The sequence below is a fragment of the Nocardia sp. NPDC050408 genome, assembly GCF_044458905.1.
Lineage (GTDB): Bacteria > Actinomycetota > Actinomycetes > Mycobacteriales > Mycobacteriaceae > Nocardia.
Map to the genome: position 1 here is coordinate 215,739 of NZ_JBITIL010000009.1, position 20,300 is coordinate 236,038.

Annotated in this window: 19 protein-coding genes; 7 read left to right on the plus strand and 12 right to left on the minus strand. The window is 65.0% G+C overall.

Annotated elements, in window-relative coordinates:
• Positions 1-16: 16 nt before the first annotated feature.
• Complete coding sequence (xylA, locus tag ACIBJI_RS25870; RefSeq protein WP_364345622.1) at positions 17-1,195, plus strand: xylose isomerase; 1,179 nt, start codon at positions 17-19, stop codon at positions 1,193-1,195.
• A 217-nt stretch (positions 1,196-1,412) separates the two neighbouring features.
• Here xylA and ACIBJI_RS25875 read toward each other — a convergent pair whose 3' ends face one another.
• Together ACIBJI_RS25875 and ACIBJI_RS25880 are read right to left on the minus strand one after the other, a co-directional pair.
• Positions 1,413-1,946 carry a DUF3145 domain-containing protein gene (locus ACIBJI_RS25875; protein ID WP_364345624.1) on the minus strand — a complete coding sequence of 178 codons (534 nt, stop codon included), beginning with the start codon at positions 1,944-1,946 and terminating at the stop codon, positions 1,413-1,415.
• A gap of 121 nt (positions 1,947-2,067) precedes the next feature.
• Positions 2,068-2,898, minus strand: a complete 831-nt coding sequence (locus ACIBJI_RS25880) for a serine hydrolase domain-containing protein (protein ID WP_364345626.1) — start codon at positions 2,896-2,898, stop codon at positions 2,068-2,070.
• A gap of 85 nt (positions 2,899-2,983) precedes the next feature.
• Here ACIBJI_RS25880 and ACIBJI_RS25885 point away from each other — a divergent pair, with 85 nt between their 5' ends.
• Complete coding sequence (locus ACIBJI_RS25885; protein ID WP_364345628.1) at positions 2,984-4,171, plus strand: serine hydrolase domain-containing protein; 1,188 nt, start codon at positions 2,984-2,986, stop codon at positions 4,169-4,171.
• A gap of 191 nt (positions 4,172-4,362) precedes the next feature.
• Here ACIBJI_RS25885 and ACIBJI_RS25890 read toward each other — a convergent pair whose 3' ends face one another.
• From ACIBJI_RS25890 to ACIBJI_RS25900, 3 genes are all read right to left on the minus strand, one after another.
• Positions 4,363-5,493: an NDMA-dependent alcohol dehydrogenase gene (locus ACIBJI_RS25890; protein WP_364345630.1), complete on the minus strand. Its 1,131-nt coding sequence runs from the start codon at positions 5,491-5,493 to the stop codon at positions 4,363-4,365.
• Positions 5,494-5,667: 174 nt separating this feature from the next.
• On the minus strand, positions 5,668-6,243 hold the full coding sequence (locus tag ACIBJI_RS25895; RefSeq protein ID WP_397086253.1) for a DinB family protein: 576 nt from the start codon (positions 6,241-6,243) through the stop codon (positions 5,668-5,670).
• Between the two features lie 77 nt (positions 6,244-6,320).
• Entirely contained in the window at positions 6,321-7,310 is a 990-nt protein-coding gene (locus tag ACIBJI_RS25900; RefSeq protein ID WP_364345727.1) for a phosphotransferase family protein, read from the minus strand.
• A gap of 309 nt (positions 7,311-7,619) precedes the next feature.
• On the opposite strand from ACIBJI_RS25900, the gene pabB reads away from it, so the two are divergent.
• Positions 7,620-9,704 carry an aminodeoxychorismate synthase component I gene (gene pabB, locus ACIBJI_RS25905; RefSeq protein WP_397086255.1) on the plus strand — a complete coding sequence of 695 codons (2,085 nt, stop codon included), beginning with the start codon at positions 7,620-7,622 and terminating at the stop codon, positions 9,702-9,704.
• A 6-nt stretch (positions 9,705-9,710) separates the two neighbouring features.
• On the opposite strand, the gene ACIBJI_RS25910 is transcribed toward pabB, so the two are convergent.
• Positions 9,711-10,205 (minus strand): hypothetical protein, encoded by a 495-nt coding sequence (locus ACIBJI_RS25910; protein ID WP_364345636.1) that lies wholly within the window; start codon positions 10,203-10,205, stop codon positions 9,711-9,713.
• Between the two features lie 148 nt (positions 10,206-10,353).
• On the opposite strand from ACIBJI_RS25910, the gene ACIBJI_RS25915 reads away from it, so the two are divergent.
• Positions 10,354-12,297 (plus strand): TerD family protein, encoded by a 1,944-nt coding sequence (locus tag ACIBJI_RS25915; protein ID WP_397086257.1) that lies wholly within the window; start codon positions 10,354-10,356, stop codon positions 12,295-12,297.
• 137 nt (positions 12,298-12,434) lie between these two features.
• Positions 12,435-13,199, plus strand: coding sequence for an SDR family oxidoreductase (locus ACIBJI_RS25920; protein WP_397086259.1), 765 nt, complete (start codon positions 12,435-12,437; stop codon positions 13,197-13,199).
• On the opposite strand, the gene ACIBJI_RS25925 is transcribed toward ACIBJI_RS25920, so the two are convergent.
• Together ACIBJI_RS25925 and ACIBJI_RS25930 are read right to left on the minus strand one after the other, a co-directional pair.
• Positions 13,189-13,914, minus strand: a complete 726-nt coding sequence (locus ACIBJI_RS25925; protein WP_364345642.1) for a TetR/AcrR family transcriptional regulator — start codon at positions 13,912-13,914, stop codon at positions 13,189-13,191. The two genes, ACIBJI_RS25920 and ACIBJI_RS25925, sit on opposite strands and share 11 nt — an antisense overlap.
• 8 nt (positions 13,915-13,922) lie before the next feature.
• Positions 13,923-15,152: a cytochrome P450 gene (locus ACIBJI_RS25930; RefSeq protein ID WP_364345729.1), complete on the minus strand. Its 1,230-nt coding sequence runs from the start codon at positions 15,150-15,152 to the stop codon at positions 13,923-13,925.
• 300 nt (positions 15,153-15,452) lie between these two features.
• Between ACIBJI_RS25930 and ACIBJI_RS25935 the strand changes: the two genes are divergently transcribed.
• A complete protein-coding gene (locus tag ACIBJI_RS25935; RefSeq protein ID WP_364345644.1) occupies positions 15,453-15,896 on the plus strand; it encodes a group II truncated hemoglobin in 444 nt (147 codons plus the stop codon).
• 7 nt (positions 15,897-15,903) lie between these two features.
• Here ACIBJI_RS25935 and ACIBJI_RS25940 read toward each other — a convergent pair whose 3' ends face one another.
• The 3 genes from ACIBJI_RS25940 to ACIBJI_RS25950 all read right to left on the minus strand — a co-directional run bounded on the left by ACIBJI_RS25940 (position 15,904) and on the right by ACIBJI_RS25950 (position 18,560).
• Positions 15,904-16,623, minus strand: a complete 720-nt coding sequence (locus ACIBJI_RS25940) for a hypothetical protein (RefSeq protein WP_364345646.1) — start codon at positions 16,621-16,623, stop codon at positions 15,904-15,906.
• Positions 16,624-16,751: 128 nt separating this feature from the next.
• Positions 16,752-18,149 (minus strand): DUF1254 domain-containing protein, encoded by a 1,398-nt coding sequence (locus ACIBJI_RS25945; protein WP_397086261.1) that lies wholly within the window; start codon positions 18,147-18,149, stop codon positions 16,752-16,754.
• 114 nt (positions 18,150-18,263) lie between these two features.
• A complete protein-coding gene (locus tag ACIBJI_RS25950; protein WP_364345650.1) occupies positions 18,264-18,560 on the minus strand; it encodes a hypothetical protein in 297 nt (98 codons plus the stop codon).
• 155 nt (positions 18,561-18,715) lie between these two features.
• On the opposite strand from ACIBJI_RS25950, the gene ACIBJI_RS25955 reads away from it, so the two are divergent.
• Positions 18,716-18,991 carry a hypothetical protein gene (locus ACIBJI_RS25955; protein ID WP_364345652.1) on the plus strand — a complete coding sequence of 92 codons (276 nt, stop codon included), beginning with the start codon at positions 18,716-18,718 and terminating at the stop codon, positions 18,989-18,991.
• Between the two features lie 31 nt (positions 18,992-19,022).
• On the opposite strand, the gene ACIBJI_RS25960 is transcribed toward ACIBJI_RS25955, so the two are convergent.
• Positions 19,023-20,270 (minus strand): VWA domain-containing protein, encoded by a 1,248-nt coding sequence (locus tag ACIBJI_RS25960; RefSeq protein WP_364345654.1) that lies wholly within the window; start codon positions 20,268-20,270, stop codon positions 19,023-19,025.
• Positions 20,271-20,300 lie beyond the last annotated feature (30 nt).

The following is a 20,300-nucleotide window of genomic DNA, read 5'->3' on the forward strand; positions in this document are numbered from 1 at the left end:
CACCTGGAGGCATCGCGTGACCCGTCAACCCACCACCGACGACAAATTCTCCTTCGGGCTGTGGACGGTCGGTTGGACGGGGACCGACCCGTTCGGCCTGCCGACCCGACCGACACTCGCACCGTGGGAGTACGCCGAACGCCTGGCCGAACTCGGCGTCTGGGGAATCACCTTCCACGACAACGACGTATTCCCGTTCGATGCCGACGACGCCACCAAGGAGCGCAACCTCACGCGCCTCAAAGACGCGACCGATCGCTGCGGTCTCACCATCGAGATGGTTACGACCAACACCTTCACACATCCGATCTTCAAGGACGGCGGGCTGACCGCCAACGACCGCTCGATCCGCCGCTTCGGTCTGCGCAAAGTCCTGCGCGCAGTAGATCTGGCCGCACAGGTCGGCGCCACCACCTTCGTAATGTGGGGCGGGCGCGAGGGCAGCGAGTACGACGGATCCAAGGACATCTTCGCCGCGTTCGAACGCTACAAAGAGGGTTTGGATACCGTCGCCGGATATATCAAGTCACAGGGTTACGATCTGCGAATCGCGTTGGAGCCCAAGCCCAATGAGCCGCGCGGTGATATCTTCCTGCCCACCGTCGGGCACGCACTTGCCCTCATCGCCGAATTGGAGCACGGCGATATCGTCGGCCTCAACCCGGAGACCGGGCACGAACAGATGGCCAACCTCAACTACACGCACGCCCTCGGCCAGGCATTGTGGAGCGGCAAGCTGTTCCACATCGACCTCAATGGCCAACGCGGTCTCAAATACGACCAGGACCTGGTCTTCGGACACGGCGATCTGATCTCCGCATTCTTCACCGTCGATCTGCTGGAAAACGGTTTCCCGGGCTATCCGGACGGCCCGCGCTACACCGGACCACGGCACTTCGACTACAAGCCCTCGCGCACCGAACATCTCACCGGCGTATGGGAATCGGCCAAGGCTTGTATGGCGACCTATCTGATGCTGGCGGACAAGGCATGTGCCTTCCGCGCCGATTCCCGGGTGCAGGAGGCAATGGCCTACTCCGGCGTCCTCGACCTTGCGCAACCCACCCTCGACAACGGCGAATCGATCGAGGCATTCCTGCGTGACGACGACGGTTTCGACCCGGATAAGACCGCCGAACGAGACTTCGGTTTCGTCCGACTACAACAACTCGCACTCGAGCACCTGATCGGGTGACAGGCACACAACGGAGTCGTATATCGGATTTCCCGGGTCCGCTGACCGGCGACATCCGTCAGACCGCCGCGCGATCCTCGCCGCGACCGAGGGGTTACGGCCATTTCGATTTCGGACCGAGCTCGGGGTTATCCCCATGTCGGCCAACGGCGGCTCCTAATTGCACCGAAAGTGGTTGGTAGAGAGGGCGGTTGCACACTCGACCGCAAGTGTGCGATCAGCCCACGTCGCGGCGCAGCCAGGTCACCTCGGCGCCGGATTCGGTGCCGTAGCGGTAGATCTCGAGATCTTCGTCCCACGGGGTGCCCAGTGCACGGTCGAGCTCGGTAGCCAGGTCGTAGCCGGTGTAGTTGCCGAGTTCGCGGTTGGCCTGCAGCATGGCGCGCAGACGCATTTCGCCGACGGTGACATCGCCGTTGGCGGAGGTGGAGCCGTGCCAGAGGCCGAGGGTCGGGACGAAGCTGTAGCGCTCACCGTCCACGCCGTCGCTGGGGTCCTCGGTGACTTCGAAGCGCAGCACCGGCCAGGACCGCAAGGATTGGGCAATTCGCGATGCGGTGCCGACCGGACCGATCCAGTCGGTGGTCGCGCGCAGCTGACCGTCGGCGGGTTGTGCGGTCCAGCGCAATTTCGCGGGTGAGCCGAGGGCCGAGGTGAGTGCCCATTCGATATGTGGGCACAGCGCAGCCGGCGATGAGTGGATATAGACCACACCCGCCGTCGCGTCGGCGAACTGACTCGATGCGCGCACCACTGACACCTCCAGCAATCGACGAGAAACGTCTTCCCCAACGATCCGTCGTACTGGCGTTGCCCGAGTGTACTGGAGTGCCCCGAGTTACACATGTTACTTCGGAGGCGTGTCCGACCTGTTACTTCGCGACCGAGTTCCGAGCCAGGTTCACCTCGGCGATCACCGCATCGGAAAAGACGGGCCATGCCTCCCGTGCCCAGTCGCCGAAATTCTCGTCGCTCAAAGCGATACTCGCCACCCCTAATTCGGGATCGACCCACAGAAATGTGCCGGACTGCCCGAAGTGGCCATAGGTACCTGCGGAATTCGATCCGCCGGTCCAGTGTGGTGATTTCCCGTCGCGAATCTCGAATCCGAGTCCCCAGTCGTTGGGACGCTGCGATCCGTAACCCGGCAGCACACCGTTGAGTCCCGGAAACGCGACCGTGGTCGCCTCGGCGTGGGTCCGCGCCGAAATCAGCTGGGGATCCAGCAGTTCCGCACCGAAGCGCACCAGATCCGCCGCGGTGGACCGGCCCGCATGTCCAGCCGGACCCGCCAACACCGAGGCCGTCATGCCGAGTGGTTCGAATACGGCCTCGCGCAAGTACTCCGGGAACGCGATCCCTGTCTGCTCCGCGACGAAGGCCGCGAGAATTTCGAATCCGGCGCTGGAGTAGATGCGTCGCGTACCCGCAGCGGCGATCACCTCGGTGGTATCGAAGGCGATGCCGGAAGTGTGCGCGAGCAGATGCCGGACGGTAGCTCCCGGCGGCCCGGCGGGCTGATCGAGTTCGACCGCACCCTCCTCCACCGCGACGAGCACCGCGTAGGCGACCAGCGGCTTGGTCACCGAGGCGAGCGGGAATACGCGCTCGGTTTCACCCGCCGTCCGCGCCCCGTCCCGGGTGACGACACCCGCCGCCGCATGCCGAACCGGCCAGTCCTTGATCTGCTCGAATGCACGCACGAATTGAGCGTACGAGACGCCCGTTCCCGGCATGTCCGCACCGTCCGCACAGGAAAGTCGGTACCGCCGGTACCATCAACCGATCATGAGCGCACCCACCATCCACGGCGATGTGGCGGCCGGTTTCGGCCCCGTTGCCGATGCCTTCCGCCGCAATTTCGCCCAGCACGGCGAAATCGGCGCTGCCGTGGCCGTTTACGCGGGCGACCGCCCGGTCGTCGACCTGTGGGCTGGCCATCGGGACCGCCGCCGGACCCTGCCGTGGGAACGCGACACGATCGTCCCGGTCTTCTCCTCGACCAAGGGCATGGCCGCGTTCGTGGTCGCCACGATGGCGTCGAAGGGACTGCTGGACTACGAAGAGCCGGTCGCGAAGTACTGGCCGGAGTTCGCCGCCCAGGGCAAGGGCGCGGTCACGGTGCGTCAGCTGATCGACCATCAGGCCGGACTTTCCGGACTCGATGCCGTGGTGCGCCTGCCGCAGATCGCCGATCTCGACGGTCTCGCAACGATCCTCGCGGCGCAGCGGCCCGCATGGCGGCCGGGCACCCGGCACGGCTACCACGCCATCACCCTCGGCCTATATCAAGGCGAACTCGTGCGCCGCGCCGATCCGGAACACCGCACCCTCGGCCGGATCTTCGCCGAGGAAATCGCGAAACCACTCGACCTGGACTTCTTCATCGGTCTGCCCGCCGAGCAGAGCATGGACCGGATCGCCACCCTGGCCGCCACCGAGGGCACGGACATCCTGCGCTATGAGCGCGATATTCCGGTGCGCATCGGCGCGGAGATCTTCGCCAAGCGCGGACTTTCCCATGCGGCACTGACCAATCCGCGCATCGGCGCACCGGCGCGGGCCAGCAGGCGCGAGCTGCTCGAGTTGGAGATGCCGGGTTCCAATGGCGTCGGCAATGCCAGGTCGCTTGCCAAGACGTACGGCGCGGCAGCGGGTCGCACCGGTGCGCTGCCGATCGACGAGACGGTGCTCGATCGGCTCGCCGCCACCGCCGCCGACGACGTGCCCGCCGACGATCTGGTGCTGCACACCAAGTCTCGCTATCACCTGGGCTTCCGCAAATCCCGCGGCTCGTTCCGTTTCGGCTCGGATAAACGCGCCTACGGCACCACGGGCCTCGGCGGCTCGTTCGGATTCGCCGATCCGGCAACCGGTCTCGGCTTCGGCTACTCGATGAACCGCCTCGGCCTCGCCGTCCTCGACGACGTTCGCAGCCGCAACCTCCGCAATGCCCTGCTCCGCTGCACCCGCTGATGCTGCGCACGTTTTTGTTCGCCACGCATCGATTCGCCGGGCAAATTCATGCGCGGCGTGCTAATTCGTGCGCGGCACCCAAGTCGTCAGCGCAGCATCGGCGGGGACGGTGAGAATCCGCTCGGCAAGTTGGTTCGGTGCGAGTTGGTGACGCAGGTCGCGGACGAGCTAGGCGAGCGGGATCCAGGGGATTACCAGTCGGCCTCGGTGTACTTGATGATGCCGCGAATGTTCTTGCCGTCCAGCATGTCCTGGTAGCCCTCGTTGATCTGCTCCAGGGAGTACTGACGGGTCACCATATCGTCGAGGTTCAGCTGGCCCGACTTGTACAGCGACAGCAGGTGCGGCGCGTCCTGGCGGGCATTGCCACCGCCGAAGATGCAGCCCTTGACGGTCTTCTGCAGCATGGACAGCAGGAAGCTGTTCAGCTTGACGTCGTTCTCGTCCATGCGCCCCATCGAGGTGACGACCAGGGTGCCCGCCTTGGCGGTGAGAATGAGTCCCTCTTCGATGTATTCGCCGTGCATCTCACCCATGGTCAGGATGACCTTCTGCGCCATCCGCCCCTCGGTGGCCTCCATCAGCGGCATGATGGCGGCGGCCATGCTCTCGTAGGTATGGGTCGCACCGAACTTCTGCGCCTGCTCGCGCTTCCACGGATTCGGGTCGATGGCAACGACTTTGGACGCGCCGGAGAGCACCGCACCCTGCAGCGCGCTCATGCCGACACCGCCGATACCCGCGATCACCACGGTCTCACCGGGCGCGACCTGGGCGACGTGGGTGGAAGAACCGAAGCCGGTGGGAACGCCGCAGCCGACGAGGCAGGCGACCTCGAACGGAATACTCGGGTCGATCTTGACGACTGAGGTGTGGTGCACCGTCATATACGGCGAGAAGGTGCCCAGCAGGCACATCGGGATGACATTCTCACCGCGCGCCTGGATGCGGTAGGTGCCGTCGCTGATGGCCTGACCCATCAGCAGGCCCGCGCCCAGATCGCACAGCGCCATATTGCCGCTCACGCACGCCGGACAGCGACCGCAGGCCGGGATGAACGACAGGATCACGTGGTCGCCGACCTGCAGATCGGCGGGGCAGTTCGGCCCGAGCTTGGTGATCACGCCGGCGCCCTCATGGCCGCCCATCACCGGGAATGCGGGCATCGGCGTCGCGCCGGTCACGATGTGGTGGTCCGAGTGGCACATACCGGCGGTTTCCATCCGGATCTGAACCTCACCGGATACCGGATCGCCGACCTCGATCTCCTCCACCGACCACGGCTGGTCGGTCCCCCACAGGATCGCGCCTTTCGTCTTCATTCGTGTCGACCTCTCGCATGCACGGGCTTCTATGTGACTGCACCCACACTACGAGAAAACTGGAACGCGTTCTAGTACTGGATCGAAAATTCGTCGACACGGATTGACAGAACACCCGAACGCGTTCCAATTCCCCACGACCGCGAACCCGTCCCGGTCCGATATTGCCCGACTTCAGCCGCGCACGTCGTGCACATGGTGGATTACGTCGTGCAGGAAGTAGACGGCCAGCGATTCGACCGTGAAGACCGAACCGTCGCTGCGTCGCGCCTGGTTGCCGAGGGCGGCTTCGGGGACCGACGCGAAGGCCCGCGCGACGGCCTCGGCCGCGTCGCTCAGCTCCCCGGCGACCTTTCGCGGATCCTGCTTGTCGTATTGGTCGGCGCCAGCGGTGACGTCCTGATCCCAGTTCGAGAACACCGGGACACCGTCGGCGGAGTCGAGGCCTTTCGCGTCGAACCCGGGCACCTTCGGATCCACCGCATCCGTGCGGGCCGCGATGGCCGCGCGATAGGTGAAGATTCGGCAGACGTCGCGAACGTGGGCAGCGTATTCGAGCGCCGACCAGGTGGAGTCGTTCGGACGGACGGCCGCGTCGGGACGCCCGAGCGTCGCGGCCAGACGGCCCGCGTACTCACGGGCCAGATCGGGCACTGCCGCGTAGGTGACCGACTCCGGATCGAATCCGCATTCGAGACAGGAGCGTTCGAGGACCCAGGTCCAGTTCTTGACGTCGGGAACGAAAGGCATGCGCCCACCTTAGATTGGCTGAATATCCTCAGCGATAGATATTCAGCCAGCTATCGGCAAGATCCCGACACGGAGTTTCAATCCATCAGACGATGCGCCCGCCCGAAGAGCTCGAGCGTGATGGCATGCAGGAAGTCACCGACCTGCTTGGGCGCCTTGCCGGCGAATGCGCGAGCATGCGTGCCCTCCAGCACAATTCCCAACTTGAAGCAGGCGAGCACCGTGTACCAGGTGACATTGCTCAGGTCACGATCGGAGAACTTGCCGTAGTGCTCGATCATCTCCTCCGGTGTCGGCAGACCGCCGACAGCGCCGAGTTTGCCGATCAGCGCCGCACCCGTGGTGCCCGGCTCCGGACGGGTCGCGATCTGCCAGCCGAGGTCCAGCAGCGGGTCGCCGATGGTCGACATCTCCCAGTCCACCATCGCGGCCACTTCCGGACCGTCGTAGGAGAACATCATGTTGGCCAGGTGACAGTCGCCGTGCAGGATGCCGGGCGTCCACTGCGCGGGCCGATTCCGATCCAGCCACTCCCCGACCTGCCGCACGCCCGGAATCTCCGGGCCCGGATACCCCGCATTGGCCGAATAGGACTCGAGTTCGCCGAGCCAGCGCGGCACCTGACGCTCCAGGAAGCCGTCCGGTTTGCCGTAGTCCTGCAGGCCGAGCGACTGATAGTCGAGCGAGCCCAGACGGGCGATGGCCTCGACCGCGGACAGGCCCATCTGCCGCCTGATCTCCGGATCGCCCGCGTGCGGTTGCGGCAGTTCGTTCTGCGGATTGAATCCGGTAATGGGCTCCATCAGGTAGAACACCGCGCCGAGGACGGATTCGTCCGGGCAGGCGGCGATCACCTTCGGCGCGCGCACGCCGGTTCCGTCGAGCGCGCCGAGCAGTCGGGCCTCGCGCCGGATGACGTCATTGCTCTTGGCGCGCAGATGTTTCGGACCGCGACGCAGCACATAGTCCCTACCTCCGCGGGCGAAGCGCAGCATGATGTTCTGCGTGCCGCCGCCGAGCGCGGTCACATCCTCGAACTCACCGGCAGGCAGGCCCTGCTCGTCCATCCATTTACCGACGACGGCGAAGTCGACGGCTCCCCCGCCTTCCGGAACCTCTGGCCGGTCGGCGGGCACCCCACCAGTCACGTCGCGGACCAAGGGTTCAGCGGGTTGCTCGGTTCTGGGCGTACCCGATGAGTTACCCATGTTCTCTCCAAATCAGTTGTCGCCTGAGAGCATGAACATCAATAACTATCACGATCTCACCTGTACGCCTTGCTTCGGCCATAGTAGGGCGCAGGCACGAGCCGAACCTAACTGACGGCACACGACAACAGTTTGCTTCGACCGGTGCGGCGTAGGGTTCGGAGCACGATGCGCACGCTCTTGATCGACAATTACGACTCGTTCACCTACAACCTCTATCAGCTGATCAGCGAGGTGAACGGGGAAGAACCCACGGTCGTGCGCAATGACGGGGTCGACGATATCGCCCGGCTGCGGCTGGAACGCTTCGACAATGTCGTCATCTCCCCCGGACCGGGTCGTCCTGATGTCGGTCGGGATATCGGCATCTCGGCCGCGGTGATCCGCGAGACCGAACTGCCGCTGCTCGGTGTCTGTCTCGGACATCAGGCCCTCGTCGTCGCGGCGGGCGGCATCGTGCGGACCGCACCCATCGCGCGGCACGGCTATCTCGATCACATCGAGCACGACGGTGACGAACTGTTCGCCGGGCTGCCCGAGGGTTTCACCGCGGTGCGATACCACTCACTGTGCGCGCAGCGGCCGCTACCGGACAGCCTCGAGATCACCGCCGTCGCGGCCGATGGGGTGATCATGGGCGTGCGACACCGGAGCAGACCGCATTGGGGGGTGCAGTTCCATCCCGAATCGATCGCCAGCGAGTACGGTGCGGCATTGCTCGGCAACTTCGCGAAACTTACTGCGGGCCATCGCATTAGATCGAGCATCATCGCACCGTTCGAGAATGCCGAACCACTGACGGGTAGACCCGAGTTCCGCGAATCCCGGCGCTCCTGGCAGCTGCGGCATGCGGTGATCGAGCGGGCGATCGATACCGAGGCCGCGTTCCTGCGGCTATACGGCAACTCCCCCACCGCATTCTGGCTCGACAGCGAACATGTCGAACCGGGACTGGATCGGTTCTCCTTCCTCGGCGATGCCAGCGGACCGCTGGCCGAGGTGATCCGCTACCGGGTCGGCGAGAACAAGGTGACGGTGGAATCCTCGGACGGGAATCGGCGGACCGTACCCGGCGGAATTCTCGACTATCTCGCCGGACAGCTACACCTGAGACATACCGAACTACCTGATCTGCCTTTCGATTTCGCGTGTGGTTACGTCGGATACCTGGGCTATGAGGTGAAGGCCGATTGCGGCGCGAATGCGGCGCATCGCGCCTCGACACCGGACGCGCAGTGGATCTTCGCCGATCGGATCGTGGTCGTCGACCATGTCGGCGGGCGCACCCATCTGCTCGCGCTCACCGATCCCACGCCGGAAGCCCTTCGGGCGGGCGCGGATTGGTTGCGCGATACCCGTGAGGTCCTGGAATCCCTACCGACATGGGCGAATCCGCCGACACTCGAGGTGTGCTCCGATACCGCCGCCGTCGCGCCGCTGTTCACCCGCGGGCGGGAGCGGTATCTCGCCGATATCGCCGTCTGCCAGGAGCGGCTGCTTGCGGGCGAGTCCTACGAAATTTGCATTACCGATAGCGCGTCCATGGCCGCCGCCGAATCGGACGGGCTCGATTTCTACCGCACGCTGCGCCGCTGCAATCCCGCGCCGTACGCGGCGTATCTGCGCTTCGACGATCTCGAAATCGCCTGCTCCTCACCGGAACGCTTCCTGAAGGTGGACCGCGCCCGCACCGTGGAGAGCAAGCCGATCAAGGGCACCGCGCCGCGCGGGACCACCGCCGCCGAGGACGAGCAGCTGCGGCGCGAACTGGCCGACAGTCCCAAGACCAGGGCCGAGAATCTGATGATCGTCGACCTGTTGCGCAATGACCTGGGCCGGGTCTGCCAGGTCGGCAGTGTGCACGTGCCGAAATTGATGGCCTCCGAGACGTATTCGACCATGCACCAATTGGTCTCCACCGTGCGTGGCACACTGCGGCCGAATGTCGATGTGATCGATTGTCTGCGTGCGTGTTTCCCGGGCGGCTCGATGACCGGCGCGCCCAAGTTGCGGACCATGGAGATCATCGACGAACTGGAAACCGAAGCGCGCGGCATCTATTCGGGCACCATCGGCTTCCTCGGCCTAGCGGGCACCGCCGATCTCAATATCGTCATCCGCACCGCCGTCCGCCACGACGGACACTGGCGCATCGGCGCGGGCGGTGCCATCGTGCTCGACTCCGACCCCGAGGACGAATACCACGAAACCCTGCTCAAAGCCGCCGCCACCTACCGCGCCGCACCCCATTGAGCCCTGTTACTTGCGGCGGCGGGTGCGCTTCGGGGGTTCGGGTGGTGGCGCGGGAGGATCGGCTGATTTGCCGGTAAATCGGCCGAGGAGGGAGACACCGGGGAGTTTGGCGAGGGCCATGAAGAGGTCTTCGCCGAGGCCGATCATCGCCTCCAGCCGGGGCAGCAGTCGGTCGTATGCGGCGAAGGCAGGGTCCGCCAGCGCCAGGGTGCGGTCCAGGCGGTCGATGGTGGAGTTGAGCCGGTCGATGGCGATCGAGAGGCTCTCGATCAGATCCGGGAGCGCAGCCGCCAGCTGAGCCGAGGCCGGTGGCAGGCGCACCGCCGCATCGAAGGCCTGACCAGCCGTGAGTTGTGCGGCATCCAATACTTGACTCGCCGCCGACTGTGCCGCTTCCACCGCCGATTGCGCGGCCGCCAGAACATCGCCGGGACTCGGCACTCGCCCACCCGGCGCCTTCGGAGTCGAGGCCTTGCGGCCCCCTCCCTTCGGGGTAGTCATCCCTTCACTCTGCCGCACCCATCGCTCTCCAGGCCGGATATCCCCGACCGACCGGTTTGTGTCGTGTCGGCGCGGACTCGCTCGCACCGCCGAAGATATGGACCGCCGGAGTCGGCGTGTCGGTGGTTCGTGGCATAGTTCGAGCACGATGAAACTCAGTAAAGGGGCCAACGCGGCGGTGCCGACTTCCCTTCTTGCCGTGGTTGTTTCATGGCGGTCGGGGCATGCCGTGGATGCGCATGCGCTGTTGCTCGCGGAGGCCGGGACGGTGCGCACGGATCGAGATCTGGTGTTCTTCAATGCACCCCGACATATGTCGCAGGCGGTGACGCTCGATCAAGAACCGGCCCCCGGGACGGCGCGGCTGAGCGTGTCGCTACCGCGCACCGAATCCGATGTGGCGCGGATCGTGGTCGCCGGATCGATCGACGACGGCACCTTCGGCGACATCACGGATCTCACCCTCACCATCGAGGCCGCGCACGGGCCGATCGCCCGGTTCGAGATCACCGATCCCGATGCGGTCTCGGCGATCATGTTCGGCGAGTTCTACCGCCGCGACGGCCAGTGGCGCTTCCGCGCGATCGGCCAGGGGTGGGACAGCGGGCTCCCCGGACTCGTCACCGAATTCGGCGTGACCATCGACGACCCCGCCGAACCGACACCCGATCGCTCGCGCGCGGACCGGATACCCACTTCTCCAGTGCAGCAACGTGTCTCGATGGGCACGGCGTTGGCCGGTTTGCCCGATTCCCAGCAGTTCGACACTGCACCCTGGGACCAGGACGCCGCCAACGCGGACCCGACTGGACAGCATGCTCGGCCCGATGCGGCACCGACCCGACCACGGACGCTAGGCGCAAACCGGGCAGATCAGGCTTGGCGCCACACCGCCGCCACCGGGCCCGGTGACCGAGCCGCCCATCGCCCGGACTCGGCCGACGCGCGCCCCGCCCGACCGCAACCAGGCATGCGGGTAAACCTCGAGCGCCAGCGGCACGAGGTCGAGCCGCCGATACCAGCACCGCCGAATCCCGAACGCGCGGACTGGCATTCGGATCCCGAGAACCCCGCACGGATGCGGTGGTGGGATGGGGTCGAATGGACCAGTGCCACATACGAACGGCGGCGGCCTGGTCCGCGCGGTTGTGAGCGGTGCGGAAATCCCCGGCGCCGCAAGCTGTTCGGTGGGCTCGCGCCGTGTCAGAGCTGCGAGCATGAGATCGAGGAATTCCTCACCCATTGGCATACCCAGGCCTGGCGGGCCCTGACCGCAGCCGGGCCGCGCGGTGCGGAGTGGGATGCGTTGTGGGCGTCGCTGCGGTATCAGCGAATTGATGAGGGTCTGGGCCGGGCGGCGCTGCGGGATGTGGCGCTGACCTATGTCGAGCGGCTGGTCGCGTTCGCATTCGCGGACGGCGAGATCGAGCAGACCGAGTTCGAGGCGTTCGAATACGCGATCGAGGAGTTGGCGCTCAGCGGACCGCTGGTCGAGGATCTGCGCAGGCGGATGTATCGCGGGCGCACGCTGTCGCGGTTGCGCGGAGGTGATCTGCCGGTGGTGCGAACGCCCGGCCTGCATCTGGATCCGGAGGAGAAGGTCCATGTCGATCTGCCCGCCGTGCACGTCCGCCAGCTCGCCAGGGGACCGAAACTAACCGACGGCAGGCTGATCGCCAGCAATAAGAAGCTGCGGTTCGTCGGCACCGATACCGGCACCGAATTGCCGTGGAACCGCGTGGTTTCGGTGCATGTCGAGCAGCGTTCGGTGGTCGTCGCGGCGACCTCGTCCCGCGGTGGGGCCATCTTCGATGTCGACGATCCGGATTACGTCGCGGCCGCGCTGGAAGGGGCTTTACGGGTCGCCAAACGCCTGGTCCTCACCCCCGGCCAGCGCGACACGCGCAGCATCCCGCAGGAGGTCAAGGCCGAGGTATGGCAACGTGACGGCGGTAAGTGCGTCGAATGCGGCGATGGCCACTACCTCGAATTCGATCACATCATCCCGCTGAGCCGCGGTGGTGCGACGAGTGCGACCAATCTGCAGATCCTCTGTCGCTCCTGCAACCGCGCGAAGGGTGCGCGGATCTGATCCAGATACCGCATGCGGTCGTGCACCGGAACACCGATGTGACGAACCAGGCATATGTGATGAAGCATGTTGAGCCGCGCGGCGCGCCGCCGTAGCGTGCGACATACCGAACAGGGCCGTTTGGAGGGAGTGGGATCATGCGGATTGCGGTAATCGGCGGGACCGGGGTACTGGGGGCCTCGGTGGTTCGAGAACTGAATGCGCGCGGACATCAGGTCCGCGTGGTGAGCCGGAGCGCCCCGGCGGATCGAACACTGGAGCACCGGTCCGCGGATCTTGCCACCGGCTCCGGGCTGGAGTCCGCACTGGACGGCTGCGACACCGTCGTCGACGCGGTAAGCGCCCGCAGCCGGACCCGATCGGTCATGGTGGATGGCGTGCGTCGTCTACTGGCGGCCGAGCAGCAGGCGGCTATCGGCCATCACGTCGAAATCTCCATCGTCGGTTGCGATCTCGTCCCCTTCGGCTATTATCACGCGAAGGTGGAGCAGGAGCAGGTAGTCACCACCGGCGAAATCCCATGGACACTGTTGCGCGCGAGCCAATTCCACGAACTCGTCACCCAAATCCTCGCCCTATCGGCACGCTGGCGGCTCGCACCGCGCTCGACGGCGAAGATACAGCCGATCGACGTCGACGCCGTCGCGACAAGACTCGCCGATGCGGTGGACAACGGCCCTGCCGGACGCATCCCGGATATCGCCGGACCGACCGTGCATACCCTCACCGAACTGGCCGATATCTACCGCGAACACACCGGCCGCAAGATGCTTCCACTCCCGGTGCCGATCCCGGGACGCGCCGGACGCGCCCTTCGGTCCGGTGCCCTCTGCCTGAACGGAAACGGCGACGCGGTCGGCATCGGCTACGCCGAATGGCTCTCCCGCCGACTCACTCGCTGATCAGCCCGGCCGTGCGCCCCAGATCGGCCAGCATCGCCTCGAACAGGATCTCCGGATTCGACAGCGGGATCGGATAATTCCCGAATACCTCGAGAGTGACGTGCCCGTAGAGCCGGGCCCAGATCTGGATCATCAGATACGTCACGCCGAGGTCGAGCTTTTCGGCCGGAAATTTCTGTCCGGACTCCGAAAGCGCTGCCAGCAGCTCGGTTTGGAACAGTACGAGATCATCGCGCAGCTCCGCGGGAATCACATCGGTCGGCGGGGTCACAACATCGTAGGTGGCCAGCAGCCGACCGGCGGCCGCGAGGAAGATCCGCCCGAACGGTTCGTCGAACCGGCGCAGCATGCGCGCGCGGCCCGCGCCCGGCGAGGCGAACACCAGGGTGAATTCCCTGGTGTGCGCCAGCGCCCAGCGCCGGAATCCCTTGCAGATGGCGAAGAACTGCACCGCGCCGTCATCGGGCAGCGTGGCGATCTGCTCGGACAGCTCGGCCGCGAGGTCCGCGCAGAACTCCAGGCGCAGACTCTCCAACAGGTCCTCGCGCGAGTTGTAATACCGGTACAGCGCGGGCGCGGTTATGCCGAGTTCGCGCGCGATCGCCCGCAGCGTGACCGCATCGGGACCGTGCTCGACCAGCAGTGCGCGGGCCACCCGGCGGATATCCGCATCCGAAACCACCGGTGCCCGCCCCCGCGGCTTGGACGTGTTCATAGAGGAATTCAAGCGTATTCGACTTCCCAGCGCTTGATGCCGTTCAACCAACCCGAGCGCAGCCGCACCGGATCGCAGACCTGACGCAAGTTCGGCATCACGTCGGCGATGGCATTGAACATCAGATCGATCTGCAGCCGGGCCAGGTTCGCGCCGACACAGTAGTGCGTGCCGGTGCCGCCGAAGCCGACGTGCGGGTTCGGGTTGCGCAGCACATTGAAGGTGAACGGTTCCTCGAATCCGTCTTCGTCGAAATTGGCCGAACTGTAGAACAGCCCGACGCGCTGTCCCTTCTTGATCTGCTGGCCGCCGACCTCGGTGTCCTGGGTGGCGGTGCGCTGGAATGCGGTCACCGGAGTGGCCCAGCGCACGATCTCATCCGGCGCGGTGCGCGGGCGCTGCTGCTTGTAGAGCTCCCACTGGTCCGGATTGTCGACGAAGGCCTTCATGCCGTGGGTGATCGAATTGCGGGTGGTCTCATTGCCCGCGACCGACAGCAGGATCACGAAGAACGCGAACTCGTCCGAGCCGAGGTTCTCACCGTTGATATCGGCATTGATCAGCTGGGTGACGATATCGTCGGCCGGACATTTGCGCCGCTCCTCGGCCATATTCCAGGCGTAGCCCATGACCTCGGCGGTGGCGGCGTGGTGATTGCCGTCGAACTCCGGATCATCGTAGGAGATCATCTGGTTGGTCCAGTCGAACAGCTTCTTGCGGTCGTTCTGTGGAACTCCGAGTAATTCGGCGATGGCCTGCAGCGGCAGTTCGCAGGCGACCTGTTCGACGAAGTCACCGCGGCCGGTTTGCTTGGCCTCGTGCACAATTCGGGCCGCGCGCTCGGTGAGCGCCGCGCGCAGGCTCTCCACGGCACGTGGGGTGAAGCCCTTGGAGATGATGCGGCGGGTCTTGGTGTGCTGCGGCGGATCCTGGTTGAGCATCAGCATATTGCCGAGCATGTCGATCTGCTCGCGGGTGGTTTCCTCATTGAACCGGATGATCGCGGTGTTCTCGTGCGAGGAGAACACCTCCGGATTCTTCGAGATCTCCTTGATGTGGTCGAGCTTGGAGATGACCCAATAGCCGCCGTCATCGAAGCCGCTGGCCCGCCCGGACTGCGCGCACCACCAGACCGGGGCGGTCCGGCGCAGCTCGGCGAATTCCTGGATGGGCAGGCGGGTGGACAGCAGATCGGGGTCGGTGAAGTCGAATCCCGCGGGAATCGATGGCGTGGTCACGGTCACGGCTATCTCCTAGCGGTCTGACTTGGGCTGCAGACCTCACGACACGGGGAATGGCAGCCAGCGGGGCGGTAGGAACTGTGGAACACGTTCCGAAGCCGATAAAACCACAGATCCGAGAGTTTGTGAATAGTGTTTAGTAAACCCCGTTAACTTCGGTTCGCCCGCTCGCGACCGCCCATTAGAGATAGCTAATAGCTATCAATAGCTCGCTTGATCGCTTATCGCGAAACTGTGGACGCGACCGAGCGGGCCAGCCTGTAATAGGACCCAACAGGTCACCGTTCGGAGGTCCCCATGCCCAGCCTGTACGAGCACGCCGGTGGCGACGAGGCATTGCATCGCGTCGAAGAAGCCTTCTACGACAAGGTGCTCGCCGATCCGGTGCTGAAAACCCAGTTCACCGAACGGCGCCCGACGCACGTCGACCATCTCACCTGGTTCACCGCCGAATCCTTCGGCGGCCCGGACCGTTTCACGCGCAACCTCGGGTTCGACTACATCATCGCCGTGCACCGCGGCCTCGAAATCACCGACGAACAGCGCGAGCGCTTCGCCCAGCTGTATCTGGCGGCGTTCGAGGAGGCGGGACTGTTCGACGATCCGGCCTTCCGGGATGCGGTGCGCGAACATGTCGAATTCGGTGCCCAAGTGGCACAACAGAATTCGCATGCCAAGTCCGACGATGAACTGCACCCGATCCGTGCGGTACCGCACTGGACCTGGGACGGCGACGACTGACCCGCACCTATCCCGTCAGGCGCGCGAGCAGAGCCAGAATCAAGAATGGCACGGTGGCCGAAACATCGGCCGTCTGCTCCTCGGGTGTGCCGTGGGTATGCGCCGCGACCGCGAACCCTTCGCCGAACGATGCCGAAGCCACCTCCAGCGGTCCGCTGTCGGACCAGCCCCATTTGCTGCCCTCGACGCCGGGCAGCCGCGCGGTACCCCAATCCTGCGCGGTTCCGTCGGCCGCCTGCTCACCCGCCGCGGCCATCCAGCCGAAGATCGGCGAACCGGGTTCGGTGCGCTTCTTGGTCGCCAGGAAGGTGGCCACATCCGCGGTGCTGGTGTACGACATCCCCCAGGCCGGGCCCGATTTGGTAGCGGTCAGGTGGTACTCCGCGGCAATGGCGTCGATCGCCTGCGGATACTTCGCGCCGAGTGCGTCGGCCGCGGAGTCGTCGGAATAGCGGATCATCCGCTCCGCCAACGCCAGATCCGTCGCCGACCCGTCGCCTCGATGCAGCGCGTAGTCGACCATATAGAGCTTTACCAGCGACAATCCGGTGCGCATCTCGTATTCGTTGCTGGTGCCCCACTGGACGCCGGGCACCACCGAACGGAAGGAGAACGCGGTTCGCGACGGCACACCGTCCTCATCACCTACCTCGGCGGCGGCGACGGGCGCGGCGAATACCAGAACCGCCGCGACCGCGACCGATATCGGGAAAGCCAAGCGGCCCATGGTTTCACGCCTCCTACGGCACTGCGGTTAGGACGGGCAGCAGCCAATGCCCGTCGATGGCAATATCTTCGACACCTGTCACGGCAAGCCCGAGTGCGGTTCTGGGCGAGACGTTCATGAACCTTCCTTCATCCGACTCGATTCAGACTCGGCGGTTGCCAGCGACCATCGAGCGCGCGCTCCTCGGGCACATACAGGCGAAGCGCCAGCCGGAAGGTGCCGGTTTCCGGTATAGGAAGCCAATTCCCATACGGCACATCACTTCCCGGCTCCGCGAACTGGATAGCGAGTTCCACTGAGCCGTCCGGAAGCGTTACGACAGGACGCTGATGACCGACCGAGTAGATGCCCGCGCGGTTCGGCACCAAAAAGCGCTCCGCGGTGTAGGCAGTCAGCGACCAGAAGGCCCGCGCGGGCGGAGTCCGGTCCGCGGGGAAATGCAGCCGGTACGAGCGCGGCGCACCCTGCTCCCCCGCATTCGCGCTGATCTCCGGATAGACGGTGTCTTCCGGCAGATTCGCGCCGAGTGCGCTGAACGCCGTCGAGGCACGCAGTGAGTAATCGGTGCCGTAGGTGCCGAGGTTCGTCGCGAAACCCCAGCCGTTCACACGTCTGGCTTTGGGATTGGCGTAGTCCGGGATGCGCATCTGGCCAGCCGCCACCGCCGCATCGAGATCGGCGACCGGGGCACCCGCAGTGCCGCCCGGCCGGATGCCGATCTTCGAAAACCGCTGCAGCGCGGGGGCATCGTCGCGAGCGGGCGGGTTGGTGAGCATAAGTGTGCACAGCCGGTCGAAGAAGGTGCGCCCGTCCATCCGCGCAACCTGCTGCGGAGGTGCGATCGGGGCGGTCAAATCGGGATTGATCACCGGAGTCGGCCGTTCACCGCGCAGCCACGCGCTCAGCGGTGCGAGCAGCACCTGCTGCTGCACGCTCTCGGCGGCGGCGAGGTCGGCCTGGCCGCGCAACTCGATGCGACCGATCAGCCATGCGGTCGCGGTCGGCATCGCCAATCTGGTCAGGTTATCCGGCAGCGCACCAGACCAATTGGGGCCGGTGATCACGTAGCCGTAGGGCGGGTCCTGACCGGCGCGTACCCGTGGTGCGACACTGCTGGGATTGTGGGCGGTATTGGTCCAGGCGTCCATGATCTGCATGAGCCAATACCGGTCGCCGTCCATCGGCGGAACCTGCAGCACCACCGGTTCGGTACCCACGTCGAGCCAGGCGGTGGCATAAAGGGTGTCGATATTCGGCATGACCACCGTATTCATCCCGGGATTCACCGGGCTGACGGCCCATATCCGATTGGCGGGTACGGCGGCGGTATTCGACTGCAGCGTGACATCCATCAGCACCAACGGATATCCATAAATATAGGCGTCGGTCGCGACCGACCGCGGATCACTCGGTGGCACACTACTCGAACTCGCCACGTTATCGGAGTTCGTCGATTTGCCGCACGCGACCAGGCCCGCGCCCGTAACGGCACCGGCCAGCAGCATAGATCGCCGCGACATACTCATGCCTTCTCCCTACTTTCCCGATCAGGTCGGACAACTTCGAGAGAGATCAGCCGGAGTATAGCCACATATTTGCCATAAATCGGTCAAGCGGCGATGCGGACGGGTTTTCGCCGATCAGCCGGTGCCGAGAATCGAATTCATAATCGTGCCCGCACTGGTGGCAACGACACCGCCGATCAAGGCGCCCGCCACCATCTTCGGCGATTGCATCGCACCGCCGCTCCATTTCTCCCAGGCGAACCGCCCACCCGCATAGATGATGCTGATTATCCCGGACAGCAGGGCAAACCAGGTCAGATAGCGCACCATCTGCAGCAGCTTGTCGGATAGCGGCGGAGCTTGCGGCGTCGGATTCTGGATCTGCGCCAACGTCGCATAGGCATCGCCGATCGACATCAGATAGATGTTCATCGTCTACTCCTCGACCATTACGCCCTTTCCATGATCCGCACATCGAGTCGTCTTGCAACCTCGCCGGGATCGTGACTGCACGGTCGCCGAGAAACCGATACCATCGCGGAGAGCGAGTTACCCCCTTGTCCCGCATCCAGAATGAGCAACACGAGATGATCCTGGCCGCCGTTTACGACACTTGGGCACAGATCGGCAATCCCACACCCGAGGCCCCTCCGGTGTCCGACAAGATTCTTCAACTGGTCCGTTACTTCACCTGGTTCGTGCTGCTCGCCGGCATTTGCGCCATCATCTACGCAGGTGGTCGCTTCGCCTGGGAGAAGTGGAGCGGCGGCGGTCTGGAATCCCCGAAGATGGTGGCCGGCGCCATGATCGGCGGTGTCATCGCCACCAGTGCGGGCACCATCATGAACGCGGTCATCGGCTGAGTTCGCGACTTCGACTGCGGACCGGCACGATTCAGCGCAGGATGCCCGCTCGGCCGGCCGCGCGTAGCCAGTCCGGGAATTCGCCCAGCAACCGGGCATACAGCTGTGCGTCGTCCACCTGGTCTATGTCGTCGAGGGCGAAGAAGCCCGCGTTGTCCACGACCCGATCCGACATTTCGTCGAGGGTGCGCAGCAGGCCGTAGTTGGCCCTGCCGAGGCCGACGAACTGCCAGAAGGCGGGCAGACGGGACGCATCGCGCATGAGTGCGGCGATCTCGCGCTTCTTCGCGAAGCCGCCGTCGGTGAAGAACAGCACCAGGGTCGGCGCATCGCCGGGCCGCAGCGATGCGATGATGTCGCGCATGATCGGCAGTTCGTCATTGCGACCGCCGATCCCGGCATAGTCGATGCCTTGGTGAGTGCCGGTGAGGTGCAAGAAGGTCTGGGCCCATGCCTCGGCGTGCTCGACGGTGATATCGGGCAGTTTCGCGAAGGACAACGCGTAGAGGTAGGCCTCCAGGGTGCCGTCCTCATCGAGCTGGGTGGCCACCGGGATCATCCGCTGCACAACGCGATGCACGACCTGTTTGCTGTATTGCCTGCTCATGCTGAGGGTCTTGTCGATGACCAGGACGACGCGGGCGCGAATTCCGAAGGCGTTCTTGTTGATCAGGACCTTGGCTACTTCGCGTTTGCGCAGGTCGAGTTGGGCGCGCTTCTCGAAGGAGAGTTCGGCTTCGCCGGGCACGGTGCGGACCTCCGCGGTGGCGGGCGGCGCGGGCTCGTCGTCGACGCTCACCCCGTGGTCGGTGACCAGCGCGGCGAAACCGCCCGCATAGCCCTGCCCGACCGCACGTACTTTCCACTCGGAATTACGCCGATACAGTTCCAGTGCGATAACAACAGATTCGCTGTCGAGTCCCTCGATCACATACTCGTAGAGTGCATTTCCTGTTCCGTCGGCAACAGTCGCAACCGGCGGCGCGAATTGCCCGAAAGTTGCCCCGGATTCGTCCAAAGTGATGACCACCCGTATCTGGGCAATATCGGCGGGTACCTGGGCCGCGGAAACGGCCAGCGCCGCAGGCGTTCCCGATCGCAGTTCGACACCGGGCGCCTGCGGCTGATTGAAGAAGACGAAATCGGCGTCGGTGCGAACGCGGCCGGCTTCGGTCACCAATAATGCCGAGACATCGGCCGGGGCGATGGATCGCACCGAGACAACGACATTCGATGCCGCGAGCGGGCCATTCTGTCCCTTGACGAGTGATATGCCCACCGCGACTCCTTGCCGTACCTGATCGAACCC